Here is a 13,790-nt window from a genome sequence, read left to right as displayed (position 1 = left end):
CTATCTTCCACCAAACATAAATGAGATAATCTTATCAGGGAGGATTCTTCTAATCAAAAAAGAAACGCAAAGTGAACTAATCAGCATAAAGGCGTAACCTCCAATAAACCCGAAGGCACTATTGTAATCTAAGTTCATTTTTGTTAAAACTATTAAAGAAAAATAATGTAATAAAAATATCGGGAATGCCAAGGCGGTTATATTTTCACTCATATTCACTTTTGGAAATAGTTTCCAAAAAGCAATTAATGTTAGCGGACAAAACAGCAATCTCCATATAGTGGGAATGGCAAAACCCCGTGATTCAAAATAAACCTTGAAAATAAGTATCACAAAAGCCGATGCTGCAGCAAACTTTGCTAAAGACTGACTTACCAGCAAATTTCGTTTTGATAATATCAATCCGGTCACAAAATAAAATAAATTTTGTATAGAAAATGTATACTTCAATAGTTTTATGATTTTCAAGTCCGGATTATAATCTGACAAAATCAAAAAGAATATAGCCACAATAAACGTCCCCCCCCCCGTTAATAACAATCTATGAGACAATAACGGACTTAATGCTACAAATATCAAAAGAGATCTTATATACCAAGTCGGGCCTAATGACGGATATCCAAAAGGATATCCAACAATGCCAACTACAATATTTTTCATGTTCCACAACTCAAAATCCACATGAGTCAATCCCCAATAGAGCGCATTGAACACAATATAAGGTATTAGTAAACTTCTCACTCGTTTCTTCAGAGCCTTCTTATACCACCCATCTTCATCCAAGTGCCTTCCAAGAAAAAATCCACTTATAATAAAAAAGAACGGAACTGAAATCAAGCACACTCCATAAGAGAAAATGCTGCTTAAATACCACCCCCAAGAGCCGGTTGTCGAGGGCACCGGCACATGAATGAGCACAACCATGCAGGCGCATACAAAGCTCAAAGACGAAATACGAGAACTTAATTCAGGGCTAATTGACTTCATTTTTTATTGTTATTAATTGTGACTTCAACCATTCTTTTGATTTTTTTATTCGATTGCTCAATTCAATTTCGTTAACTGACACAATTTCACCTTTTTCAAAAGACTTCAACGCATCTGCCGTACTTGCTTGCATTAATGGACCTTCAACAATAGTTCCCTCAAATTCCTGCATTCTCGCATGCATTCCTTGACGGACCTTATCAGATGGAACAATTATTCGAATATTCCGTCTGTATATCACAGAAAACATCATTGCATGATATGAATTTGTAACAATCCAAGTTGCAGCAGATATTTCCCTCATAAAATCTTCTATTGCCGCAGATATAAAAACCTTAACAGGAGACTTTAGTAGACGAAGTCTTAGTTTCTGAGTTTTGAGAACGTTTAGCGGCTTAAAACCATACCATTTTTCGAATCTATCAGGAAAAACCACAACGTCGCAATCGTTATCTTTCGAGAATTTTTCAAGTTTCGGTAAAAGTTCCAACAACTCTTCTGCCAAGGTATAACATAGAAGACGTTTTTTCTTATAGATCTTATTGCTTTTGAATTTTTTCCATAATGCAGGATTAACTAATAAGGTAGGGTCAACAACTTGTGTAGCCGAAAAACCTAGGCCGTTGACTAGTTTTACGCCTTGTTTTTCTCGAACGCTAATAGCCTTAAACTTAGCAAAACCATCTTTGAACTCTTGTAAATATTGTGGAGATAATTCAGGCATTCCAATACTTGCCGCATAAGAAATGCCTGGAATTGTATTTGGTATACCCTTTAATAAATACGGCACCGGAGAATAGAGATTCGCATTCCATATTTGGTCGCTACCAACAGAAATCATATCAACACCCAAGCTCTTGGGCGCATCATTCCAATCGTAAAATGAATAAGGGGTCTTATACATATATTTCTTATGAAATCGTAGAGTTTTCAAAACTCTTACGATCATAGAGAAAGTGCCGCAGCCAAAAATGCAAAAAACAACATTCTTGATGAATCCTTTAAAACCTTTTCTAGACAGTGGTCCCAATAAAAGCGAATTGCTAGGCGTAATGAATCTATCAATAATGATCGGATCTTGGCCCAATTCCTTGTACGCCTCTTGCATTGCAAAAGCCTGCAAAGTGCATCCATAATTCATTTCAGAATGATATGTAAGTATACCAACTTTCACGCATCATCTCGTTGCTATTAGTGAAACCTTAATATTTCAGAAACATCTTTTCTTGGAGATTCCGCCACATCTACTACATCGGGAGTTTTTCCACATGTAATCATGGCCGCAACAACCTCACTATCAGGAATTCCCGCAAGTTCATGGAGTCGTCGATCTTTTATAGGATCTACACAGATAGACCAATTCAAAACGCAATGAGCTATTTTATAATAAAACAACGAATAACAAAGATTCATTATAAATATGCCGCAATTCGTGTAGGTGTCATACCGTTCATCAACCCAACAAACATCGGCCAAATCGCCCGAAATTATCAAAACTTTATCGGCATCTTTACCAAAGCCTCTATTTCCACTTTGCAGCATCAAAACTTCATCAACCATTTCTTTTTCGCAAACGCAATGAACTCTTACAGGTTGCCTATTACAAGCTGAAGGAGCTGTCATAGCAAGTTCTACTGCTTTTTGTATTTCCTCTTCGCTGACATGGCCTGTATAATGACGCAAGGTGTGCCTCGATTTTGCAAATTTTGCAAAATCAGAAGTAACATATTTGTAAAAATCTGCAGAAGATACGTGAGGCTGAATTGCGGGCTGAATCAACGGATAATCATCAGTCACTTTATGAATTGCACTCCAGAAACCCGTAGAATCTTTTCCGTCATATTCCTTATGCATATCAAGATACGCTTTAAGAATACCAACAGCATGCTCTACCTGACCTTCTAGTTTCCCAAATTTAGTCGTATACAATTTTATTAGTTCAACAAGGCTTGAAACCGCATCATGGCCGAAGTTAAATTTTCGGTTTGGCATCGTCAACCCCTTCTCCAACCCATGATAAGTATGAATAATCCTTGCCTCAAGATTCTCTTTCGTATCCGGATGAAATACGCCTGCATATTTGACATATCGAGCCAAGTCATACTTCATCGTCTTGATGGCAGTCACTTCCAAATGGTTTTTGCCAAGATATCTAATTTTTTGCAGTGCTGCTAATGGATGCACTGCGTGGTACATGATTTTTCTTACAACCGACATAATATTTTTCTTCATCCTATAATTTTCCTTTTCACCCTACCCGCAAAGCCACGAACTTTTCGATATAAGCCATATAATGCAAGCCTTCGTGGATTATTGAAGTCAAAATCTAATATCCATGAAATCTCTTTTTTCTTCGCCCAATAATCTTTATCTGCCAAAAAAGCCTTTTGCGAAGCGCCCCAAAATGCTGTATTTACCATATTATATTTGGCAAATTTATGCATTTCCTTATAGCCTTGAGCATCCATCCTAAAGCCATAATCATTAGGATTGGCATGATTACTTAGTATTTCCAATATGGTCCGGTAGCATTTTTCACAATGCGAACAATTTTCAGAAGCTTTTGCAAACCAGCATACCTTAATTTCAACATTCAACTTATTTGCAGTACAATATTTTATAACTTTTGTAACCTTGTCATCTCTCTCTAGAGAATCATCCACCAATGAGAATCTGCAAGAAGCAAACTTAATCGCATTAACCATATTAATATTATTCGCGTCAAAACCTTTTGATTTTGAAGAATAACCAGAACCTATATAATTGATTGCAGTCTTCGTTAAGTATTCTATTGGTGCTATAACAGAGGACATGGATAATATGTGCGCAATACTCGCCCACCATCCATGGTTTTCCTCGGGCTTTAAAATATTATCCAAATAATCTATTTCAATTTTTCTTTCATTAAAAAATCTTCGACAATTCGACTTCACAAATGCATATTCATTGCCTATTTGACCAGTTAATCTTCTGAAGTATTGATCCAAAGCAACATGCGAATCAGTATCAGTTAGCAATAAATCACCCCCATAAATATTGATCATTAGAGGATTCTCTTCTATATGCTCAATCAGGGCGCTTGTCGCATCCAATCCTCCCGAAAAGAAAACAGAAGGCACATTCTGAGTTTCGTAACAACAATCCACTATTTTCTCAACATCAACATCAAAACAGAATTTCGCATAGGGGAACATTTTATGAAAAGCGTTCTTTATGTGAGGAACACTTTCAAAAAATGTTTTATCTAACTCAGGAACTTTTATTCCGTACCCCAACAACATGGTTACACACATCATACCTCCTACAAAAGGAACTGCAAGAAGCGCTTCTGGAACGTCTTTTAAATTATATTGGGCAGGCAACTCTACAAACAACGTTTGAGAGCCATCTGCAATATAGCGAGACATTTCATCAGGATATTCAAAGACGTATTCACATCTGTTCCCAGAAATATTAATGCTTTTTAACGTAACATTTTTCATCTGACTCATCGCTTTATTTTATTTTTTATCATGTTAAATACAATGACACGTTCATGCCTATCAAATATAATATTGATATTAATAGCTATCGAGATAATTCCCGCAAGAGCAAATACTGCAAGCAAAATTAAAAAATTATCTATTTTCACAAACGGTTTTAAAGCAAGACAAACGCCAACAACAACAAGCATAGCCAGAATTCCCTTTATAAGCGCAGGGAAAAAAGTATTCCATTTCCGTCCCAGACAAAGGCCACCATATACTGTTGTGAAAATGACGTTTCGCAAAACAGCTTGTATACCAGACACAATAGGAATAGACCATATTCCCAATTCTGTTGTGTTTATGAGAATCAATATCACTATGGTCTGCATAGAACTGCCAATGAGAACTGCTATTGACGGGACCTTCAACTTGTTGACAACCCCAAACAAACCATAAACAGGGTTAATCGTCGCGCCGACAATCAAAGGCGCTACAGTTAAAAAGCTTAACCAATAAAGCATCTCAGAATCTTGACCTGGCACCCATAATTCAAAGAATTCCCCACTAAAAACAAGTAAGAAACCCATCGGAATACCGATAAGTAAAGAAACCAACTCTATAGAACGAGATACGTCTTTAATCAATTCTGTCGTTTGGTTCTTAGCATACAAAATGTTAAAATGAGGCATGAATGTACCAGAAAGTATGCTTAAAAGATTCAATACCAATATTGGAGCAGTCTTTGCAATAGAATAATCCCCAGTAGCAGCAGCCCCGATAAAGACGTTGGTTATCAACAAATCGACTTGATTAAGAAGAACCGAACTTAATTGGTTTAGGGAATTCCACATACCAGAAAAAGTGGTCTCTTTTATCTTATTCCATGAAAAATATTTTTGGGGGTTTACAGTTAGTTCAGGAAGAAGTTTTTTCTTAAACGATATATTAAAACAAAGTCCAACTATAGCGGCAACAAAAGCCGACAAGCTCATAAAAACAATTGTAGGCTTAAAAATATAAAACAGCAAAAGTATGCATAGCACCCGAATTACGTTTATCAAAACATTACGTGAAGCCAGCAAATCAAGTCGATTCTTAACATACGTACCTATGCCAAACAGCCCCGTAAGAAGTCCCAAAATCATCGATATTACACCAAATGCAAACAGCCATTGAACATCCGTTTTAAGATATTCAGGTACAGTGAGAATATCTGATATAAATACAATTACAACAATTGACACCAAAGTAAACAAAATTGACAGAAAGATATTGGCCACCCAAATGGAATTAAAATATTGATTTGCGCTTTCCCTGTCATTTTGATAAAAACTCATGGTTATAAATCGCCCACCCATTGAGCCCACAGCCGCAGTAAGAATGCTTGAATAACCAATGATGTTGTTCACTAAAGGAAAAAAACTATATGCCTCTTTACCCACAGTTCTAATAAGATACGGGGTAAAGAAAAAAGAAATGATGAAATTAATACCAAAAGAAATGGTATTAAATATCATATTCTTCGCAATTTGTCGTTTCCCAGACATAAAAATTTATCTATTTGTTCAAATACCTTTTTTACCACATTCATAAAGCGAATGTTCTATACAAATCTACATATTCTTGAAATCTTGCATTCATATCAAATTTTTTTGAATGAGCAATACAGGCTTCCTTCGAAAACGGATTTTCTTCACAAACTCTGCGAATTTCTATTTCCATAGCCTCAACATCATCGTAGGGGACGACTGTTCCACAAGTTTCGTCTAACATTTCAGGACTTCCACCTGTTTTAAATGTGACAACAGGCGTTCCACAAGCGAGGCTTTCCATATTAACAGTTGGATAATTTTCTTCCCTAGTGGGATTCGCAAACACATCGGCGGCAGTGTAGATTTCAGCAAGTTCTTTTTGGTTCTGTGTACGACGAATAGAGATGATATTAGCAGGCAAAATTTTTTCCACATTTTCGTCCGTACCAACAAGCACAATTTGATAGTTGCTAGGCAATCGCTTCGAAAGTTCAACGAACACATCTATCCCTTTGCGTTTGCCCCAGCCGAAAGCCACTCCGAGTACAAGTTTCTTGCCAACAAGACCGAAACGATCACGAAAATCATTTTCAGTTGGTTTAAACACAGTCAAATCAATGCCGTTGTTAATTACCTTAACCGGATAATCCCTCAAAAAAGACTGTTTTACTAAATTCCCGAGCCATTGTGAAGGAGTCACAACAGTCATATTTCTAACACCAGAGAACCACTTACGTTTGCATTTCCACATTATTCTTGAAGTATCAATATACGATGGTGGATAGTTTTTTTTCGGGTATGGGCAGTCATGACACCCAGTCTTCCACATATCGCAATTTGTCAGATCAAAATAAGGACAACGTCCAGTAAAGCTCCAACAATCATGCAACGTCCAAATCACTGGAATATTGTACTTCTTAATGAAACGAAAAAGAATGGGCAAATTTATGTAAAACCCATGCAAATTGTGAAGATGAATTAATTCAACTCTTTTTTTCTTCATCAAGCAGCACAATTTTACTGTATTCAATAATGAAAAAAAACCTAGCAGGCCTAATTTACTTCCCAAAATATAGTGTACAGCCGAAGACAAAAATGAACCTAAATAATAATGTCTTGGATTGTTATTCTGAGATTTAAATTGTTTACGTCCATTCCATTTTGAAGACACCGTTTGAACAGGCACTCCTTTTTCAAAGCCCCTTGCCGAAATTTGGAGCATAATTTTGCCCGTACTTCCAACATCCCATGAATTTATTTCAAATACATTCATCTAAAAAATGACCTCAAAGACCGAGTGAAATGTTAGATACGCAGCAGTAAAAATATCAGAATGGAAGAAGTTCCAATAATCAAAAATCATAATAAAAACAAACAATGATACAAATATCTTTTTCAAAGGATTAGGAAGCCACCTATATGTAATCGGAACAGAAACAATTGTAAATGGAGCAAAATAATACCCAACGCGAGCAAGCATTGAAATTATTTGAACAAATGGAATTATCAAAGATCCCAAAGAAGCTATCGTCACAAACTGCTTTTCTTCTGTCGTTGCATTTTTGTTAAATATCAAAAAGACTACCGAAATTACAAAAGGTATCGTCAGAAGAATAAAGCCAAGACCAAATTTAGAAGTCGCTCGATTCTCGAACATTTTGAAGTATTCTTGCAGATCTTCAATCTCTGCAAATTGAATTAATATCGAATTAAGAAAATCAACGGAAGAAAAAAGTATTACAAAAAGGATTAATAAAATAATCCCATTTATTCGTCCATTTTTCATTGGTATATACCCCCAAAAAACAAATGGATATAGGATTAACGCCGAAGAATGAATTGTTGTCGCAACAAAAATAATAAGTGTCGCAACCGCAATTCCAAGAGGTTTCTTTTTTTGAATAAAAGGCCAAGCAAGCAGAAATAGTGCAATCGCAAGTCCCTGCCGCATCATAGACATGTTCAAAATATAAAGCGACTTACTTGTTAAATAAATAAATACCCCCAACAGCCACCATTCCTTAGGAACATAAAAGCGAACGAAACTGTAATAAATAAGATTTTGAACAATACTTAAAAAAACGACCATCCATAAAAAACCGACTGGTTTAAATATAAAGCACAACAAAGCCCATCCAGACTCTTTATAAAACGTATGCTTTATCAGACCTTCATAGGAAAAATCGTGCCTTGTGACAACATCAAATATGGTGGCATATGATTGATAATCATTTCCGTAATTATAATGGATTGCAGCGACAAAAGTAATGAGCAAAAACGCAAATTCCAACCCAAAAGGAATTTCATCCCTTGAGGCATAAAAGGTTACAATTAAAGCAATTATACTAGCAACTACAAGTACGAGCATTTATAATAAACCATCTTTCTATTAATCACCATTCAAATTAGATATTTTAGACACAATCATACGCGAATAAATAGCGGAGCCAATGTCATTCATATGAACATAATCTACAAACATTTCAGAATTATCGGACAAACCCGTTGTAAAGATATAATTTAAAACAGGCACATTATATTTTTGCGCCAATTCAATACCTGGCTGATACATCAACAAAACTTTATTATCATTAACGGTGAGGAATCTTGGACTGATCGCAAAATAGAGTTTTGTACCCCTTTTTGCGGTTTCATTAATCAAGGACTCCATCATAGACAATTTGACAGAATCTATCACAATAGACCTTTCTCCCTCATTTTCTTTTAAATTCTTATTCAACGTTCCGTGTTGCGGATAATAGCCACGTGTATTTTGACCTTTTACAAATAAATCACGTACATTAGACAACAATTTTGAATTATTCCGATACATTTGCGAATGCAATTTTAAACGATTAAAAGGGGTTTCAATTTTTTCAAAAATCGATTCAACCCCAGCTTTTTCATAATAGGGACGTAAAAAACCGAAGTATTTTGAATTTTGCCCGTACGCCAAGTAATCAAATTCAGGTGTAATCTCGTAAATTACAATCTTCGGAACATGATTCTCAGCACACATTAGATATCTCCCTAGACCTAATACAATACCTTGGCCATCAATTCCACCATTATAAGCAAATCCACCGATAGAATCTAATATAACAGGATTGTAGTGATGATTTGCTCGGGACGATCCCAGAATGAGTATATCAGCGTTACATTGTTCCGCAATATAGTTTGCTTCTTGTGTAGAGCCTCCTTTTGCATGGTTTCTAAAAAAAGAGAATGCAATACCACAGAACGCATCAACAACAAGCATGCACAAAACAAACGCAACCATTTTCACAACAAATCTTTGCATATTAGAAATTTGCATAAATGAACTGACTTCCATCAAAAACACCTATCAATAAAATTAAAGACATTATCACAATATAAGCAGTCCAACGAATAAGAAAAACTTTCTTCAATTTTTTATATAAATCCGAATAAAACTCATGCAACACTTCAAACGCAATAAAAGGCACAAATGCAACAAAGAAATATGCCAAAACATCTGATCCAGCCATAGAGACTGTTAGGTTTTTATACAATGTCAGAATGGAATAAACAATATTATATGCATTGCCAATAGAAGAGCTGCGGAAGATAATCCAAGCAAAGCTAACAATAGTGAAAGTTACAAGAATTCTAGTTGCACGGAAAAAACCTTTCGACTCTATTTTTGGCAACCCAGACATTTTTTCTATCACTTGACATACACCATGAAAAACGCCCCAGATAATAAAAGTCCAATTGGCACCATGCCATAGCCCACTAACAAGAAACGTAATTAAGATGTTAACGTAATTTCTAAGTCTAGAGCAGCGACTTCCACCAAGAGGAATATAGACATAATCCTTAAGCCAACGGGATAGCGAAATATGCCAGCGTCTCCAAAAATCAGTAACACTCATCGAAAAATACGGATGGTTAAAATTGTTTATGAGATCAAAACCTAATAGTTTTCCCACTCCTATAGCCATAAAGGAATAACCAGCAAAATCAGCATATATCTGAATGCTGTACATAAAAGACGCCAAAAGACAATTTAAACCAGAGAAATTTTCATAATTGCCTAATACTTTTGCAACATATACATCGGCTCTATCTGCCAATGCAATTTTCAAGAATAAGCCCCATAAAAAATACCGACATCCGTTTACAGCCTTATCATAAGAAAAAACCTTTATTTTTTTTATTTGAGGCAAAAGCTCGGAGGCCTTACTAATCGGTCCTGATGCAACCTGAGGAAAAAAAGAGACAAAAAGTAGATAATCCATCAGGTTTTTCTCTGCAGAAATTCTCTTATGATATACATCCAAAAAATAGCCTAAAGCTTGAAATGTAAAAAAGCTGATTCCTACAGGAATCGCCCAATTCAAACCAGGCAGGCGAAAACGCAGATGGATTATAGATAAAAAATCAAACATTGAGTCATTGATAAAGTTGTAATATTTGAAGGCAACCAATGGAATTAAAACAAGAATTGCAACAATTTTACCCCCCCCTTGCAAATATTGAGCCATTTTCCAGCATCTTAGCACCGTAAAATGTAATCAAGGATATCACCAACAAAAGCAGTGCATACGAGGGGTTAAAATTCATGTACAGCAAATAACTAACAATAAGCAAAAATACTTTCCTGATCCAATTTAGACGCAGCGGAATAAGCCAATAAATAGTAAATATTATAGGCATCACGAAAAAGAATTTGAAATCAGTAAAAAGCATCTTATCGAATGTTCTGTAAAAAGTCTCTCAAAAGCGGAGCATAAATATGGTAATCAAAATTTTCCTCCGCAGTTTTACGAGCTGCTTTTCGCATATCAGACAATTTTTCTTTAGACATCGAGTCTATTGCAAGAACAGCTTGTTCAATTTTTTTTACACTTTTGTTTTCCAACAAACAGCCATTGGTTGAATTAAGATACAAACCAATGTCACCTGTATCATTTGCCAGAACAGGAAGCCCTGCGGACATATATTCCGCCAATTTAGTTGGAAAACCGGCATTAGAAGATTCTCTTTGAGGACGTAATATAATCCCAAAATCGTTTTCAAGTAAACGCAGAGGAATTTCATTTTGAGGAATTCGACCATGATAGCACACTATATCATCCAATTCGTGAGCAACATACGCTTTTTTTCCAAGCTGATTCAGTACAGCAGTTTTTGTTGGGCCATAAATATTCAGCTCTATTTTTCGAGAAAGTTTTCCCTTGACATTATTCAAAGCAATCATAAATTCAGCCAAGGAATCTTTGCCATTTCCCAATCCTCCAGAAAAAACAAATCTAACACAATTATCTGAAGTACTCGTTAGTCTGCATGGAATTTTAGAAACGTCCAAGACAGAAGGCATCCTAATAGTTTTTTTCCCATATTCAGTAAAATGTTTTTCAAGAAATCTGCTGATAGCAATAACGCCATCCGCTTTCATATATTCCTTTTTCCAACATCTAAGAAATGTATAATATCTCGGATTAAAGCGGCCAAAAGACCAATTTGAATAATGGTATTTTTCACAAATTTCTAACAACAACGGAATGTTATACCTTGCGGCGATTTTTGAAGTCATCAAGAATCGTTCGGCATTTGTCGTTGCAATTATCAAATCGACATGATTCTTTTTCAAGAAATTCTCAATTTTTCTTGACGCATGCAAAGATTTAAACAACTGAGATTTAAAATTCCGTTGCACAAAAGAGAAGTGAATGTTTATTCCTTCAAGCACTGCAAAATCTTTAGATTCATCACAAATAGAAGGTTCGCTCAAGTAATCACAAAAGAGATGGACTCTATGTCCCATAGAGTGTAATATTCGACAAATGTTGAGCGTTCTTGAAGCAATAGGAGTTCCATAAGGAAACAACGCGTTTAAAGAATATAAAATTTCCATAAAAGCCTTCTATGCAAAAATCTTTTCCCATAAACCACATACAGACTCTTTATCCATATGCTTAAGATGTTTTCTTCCCAAAGTCCCCATCATCTTCAATTCCTCTTCTTTTTTCCCCACCATTTTCAAAAGCGCTTTCTTTAATTCAAGTCGGTCGCCCACAGGCACAACAACACCATTTTCGTCGGAAATTAATTCGCGAGCAACACCAGTAAAAAAATCGGTTGACACAACTGGCAAGCCCGCAGACATAGCCTCGATCAACACATTAGGCATACCCTCATAATTAGATGTCAATACAAAAAATTTGGCTTTCTTCAAATAGTCGTTAACATTATTTTTTCTACCTAAAAGTATTACTTTTTCCAAAAGATTTTTTTCTGTTATAAGGGCTTTAATATTATCCCAAAGCGGGCCATCACCAACAATAACAAGCTTAGTTTTAAAAGACATCTCTTTTAAAGCATCAGAATAAGCATTTACTAACAACGAATAATTTTTTTGTTCATTAAATCGACCAACAGCAACCATATAGTCATCATAAGGAACATTCTCAATCTTATTTTCTTCCAAATTACAAATAGGATTCGGAATTACAATACAATTTTTAACACGCCTTTTTTCATAATACCTAGCAACAACTGAACTTTGGCATACAAAAGTATCACATCGCCTATATATTATTTCAAGAACATTTCTTTCAACGGCATTTCTCACAGTAGGATCGTTTCTTTCCGAAGAAATCCATTTGTAACCAATTTTATTTTTGAATAAATACGCAAACAAATCAGCTTTAGGCAAAAATGACACAACCACATCTGGTTTTAATATTTTCAAAGCTGATTTAACACCTATATATTGTTTGAGAAAGCTCCTAAAGAACGCACATACCGTTAAAAATTTGTTTCCTCGATGAGATATTCGCACGCCTAAATTCTTTATGGCGATGTTTTCATTCAAAAAGTAGCATTCTTTATTATCATTTTCTAAAAGCAGGAAATCAACAGCAAATTTCGTACATAAGGCATTGGCGATAATTGAGGCAACTTTTTCAGCGCCTCCATTAGTAAGAGTTGGTAAAATAAACAAAACTCGTTTCATGATTTTTTCTTGACCAAATTATAAGCTTTTTCATAAATAAACGATGGTATCAATCCAGCAACTTTCATGGCAAAGAAAACATACAAATAGTCAAGAAACGAACATTCACCGCGGCGATATATCTTTTTCTGGACAAGAATACGAGTATTCCTGTTAATTTTACTTCTATTGCGTAAAAGCATCATTTTATTCGCCCTATAATAGAGCAGCGGTTCTTCTATATTCGTCGCTTTATAGCCTAAGGCAACCAAATGTGAAAACAATTCATAATCTTCCACACGACGCAGAGACGCATCATAGCCGCCACACGCTTGTATTACAGATTTTTTATACATAACAGTGGGATGCGCAAAAGGATCATTTCGTTTTAAGATTCTCTTTATTTCTTCTGCTTTTGCGGGAGTCGGGCGAACACTAGGCTTAGCATTCTCTGGCGAATCAAAAAAGTCAAGCGTAGCTGTTCCAACAAGAGCTAAATCAGAATCCTGCTGAAACATTAACAGTTGTTTTTCGCACCTTTTCGGAAACGATATATCATCACTATCCATTCTCGCAATAAGTTCATTTCGAGAAACCGCAATTCCATTATTCAATGCATTCGCGAGACCCTTATTTTCACTTAACCTTACAACAGTGAACAACTCTGGGGAATTCTTTTCGTACTTATCAATAATTACTTGAAGGCTCTCCGGCAAAGGGCCATCTTCAACAATAATAAACTGTTCACAAAGAATAGTCTGCTTAAGCATGCTTTCTACAGCAGTTGACAAGAAAGACGGATCATCTTTCTTGTACACAGCCATCAAAACACTATACGGTTGA

The 13,790-nt window shown here is 35.6% G+C and carries 12 protein-coding genes; all 12 read right to left on the bottom strand.

Features of this window, described 5'->3' with window-relative positions; all coding sequences use genetic code 11:
• Entirely contained in the window at positions 1-987 is a 987-nt protein-coding gene (locus B7989_RS02655; protein ID WP_088627061.1) for an acyltransferase, read from the bottom strand.
• Positions 974-2,161 (bottom strand): polysaccharide pyruvyl transferase family protein, encoded by a 1,188-nt coding sequence (locus B7989_RS02650; protein WP_088627060.1) that lies wholly within the window; start codon positions 2,159-2,161, stop codon positions 974-976. Before B7989_RS02650 ends, B7989_RS02655 begins: the two co-directional genes overlap by 14 nt.
• Positions 2,162-2,178: 17 nt before the next feature.
• Complete coding sequence (locus tag B7989_RS02645) at positions 2,179-3,219, bottom strand: nitroreductase family protein (protein ID WP_088627059.1); 1,041 nt, start codon at positions 3,217-3,219, stop codon at positions 2,179-2,181.
• Positions 3,216-4,478 carry a hypothetical protein gene (locus tag B7989_RS02640; RefSeq protein WP_088627058.1) on the bottom strand — a complete coding sequence of 421 codons (1,263 nt, stop codon included), beginning with the start codon at positions 4,476-4,478 and terminating at the stop codon, positions 3,216-3,218. Before B7989_RS02640 ends, B7989_RS02645 begins: the two co-directional genes overlap by 4 nt.
• On the bottom strand, positions 4,475-6,001 hold the full coding sequence (locus B7989_RS02635) for a lipopolysaccharide biosynthesis protein (protein WP_088627057.1): 1,527 nt from the start codon (positions 5,999-6,001) through the stop codon (positions 4,475-4,477). Before B7989_RS02635 ends, B7989_RS02640 begins: the two co-directional genes overlap by 4 nt.
• A 40-nt stretch (positions 6,002-6,041) precedes the next feature.
• Positions 6,042-7,259, bottom strand: a complete 1,218-nt coding sequence (locus B7989_RS02630) for a glycosyltransferase (protein ID WP_088627056.1) — start codon at positions 7,257-7,259, stop codon at positions 6,042-6,044.
• Positions 7,260-8,354: an EpsG family protein gene (locus B7989_RS02625; protein WP_088627055.1), complete on the bottom strand. Its 1,095-nt coding sequence runs from the start codon at positions 8,352-8,354 to the stop codon at positions 7,260-7,262.
• Positions 8,355-8,375: 21 nt separating this feature from the next.
• Entirely contained in the window at positions 8,376-9,320 is a 945-nt protein-coding gene (locus B7989_RS02620) for a hypothetical protein (protein WP_144264946.1), read from the bottom strand.
• Positions 9,289-10,494, bottom strand: coding sequence for an MBOAT family protein (locus B7989_RS02615; RefSeq protein WP_198959538.1), 1,206 nt, complete (start codon positions 10,492-10,494; stop codon positions 9,289-9,291). Before B7989_RS02615 ends, B7989_RS02620 begins: the two co-directional genes overlap by 32 nt.
• 206 nt (positions 10,495-10,700) lie before the next feature.
• Positions 10,701-11,867, bottom strand: coding sequence for a glycosyltransferase (locus B7989_RS02610; RefSeq protein WP_088627053.1), 1,167 nt, complete (start codon positions 11,865-11,867; stop codon positions 10,701-10,703).
• Between the two features lie 9 nt (positions 11,868-11,876).
• Positions 11,877-12,968 (bottom strand): glycosyltransferase, encoded by a 1,092-nt coding sequence (locus B7989_RS02605; protein ID WP_088627052.1) that lies wholly within the window; start codon positions 12,966-12,968, stop codon positions 11,877-11,879.
• Complete coding sequence (locus B7989_RS02600; protein WP_158212850.1) at positions 12,965-13,771, bottom strand: glycosyltransferase; 807 nt, start codon at positions 13,769-13,771, stop codon at positions 12,965-12,967. The genes B7989_RS02605 and B7989_RS02600 overlap by 4 nt, the downstream gene beginning before the upstream one ends.
• Positions 13,772-13,790 lie beyond the last annotated feature (19 nt).

Origin of the sequence: Fibrobacter sp. UWB5 (genome assembly GCF_002210295.1) — a bacterium.
Classification (GTDB): Bacteria; Fibrobacterota; Fibrobacteria; order Fibrobacterales; family Fibrobacteraceae; genus Fibrobacter.
This window is presented reverse-complemented; position numbering and strand designations above follow the sequence as displayed.

Coding starts and splice junctions, on each gene's coding strand:
- B7989_RS02655 (WP_088627061.1), bottom strand. CDS start 987: ATGAAGTCAATTAGCCCTGAATTAAGTTCTCGTATTTCGTCTTTGAGC.
- B7989_RS02645 (WP_088627059.1), bottom strand. CDS start 3,219: ATGAAGAAAAATATTATGTCGGTTGTAAGAAAAATCATGTACCACGCA.
- B7989_RS02640 (WP_088627058.1), bottom strand. CDS start 4,478: ATGAGTCAGATGAAAAATGTTACGTTAAAAAGCATTAATATTTCTGGG.
- B7989_RS02635 (WP_088627057.1), bottom strand. CDS start 6,001: ATGTCTGGGAAACGACAAATTGCGAAGAATATGATATTTAATACCATT.
- B7989_RS02630 (WP_088627056.1), bottom strand. CDS start 7,259: ATGAATGTATTTGAAATAAATTCATGGGATGTTGGAAGTACGGGCAAA.
- B7989_RS02625 (WP_088627055.1), bottom strand. CDS start 8,354: ATGCTCGTACTTGTAGTTGCTAGTATAATTGCTTTAATTGTAACCTTT.
- B7989_RS02620 (WP_144264946.1), bottom strand. CDS start 9,320: ATGGAAGTCAGTTCATTTATGCAAATTTCTAATATGCAAAGATTTGTT.
- B7989_RS02615 (WP_198959538.1), bottom strand. CDS start 10,494: ATGGCTCAATATTTGCAAGGGGGGGGTAAAATTGTTGCAATTCTTGTT.
- B7989_RS02610 (WP_088627053.1), bottom strand. CDS start 11,867: ATGGAAATTTTATATTCTTTAAACGCGTTGTTTCCTTATGGAACTCCT.
- B7989_RS02605 (WP_088627052.1), bottom strand. CDS start 12,968: ATGAAACGAGTTTTGTTTATTTTACCAACTCTTACTAATGGAGGCGCT.
- B7989_RS02600 (WP_158212850.1), bottom strand. CDS start 13,771: ATGGCTGTGTACAAGAAAGATGATCCGTCTTTCTTGTCAACTGCTGTA.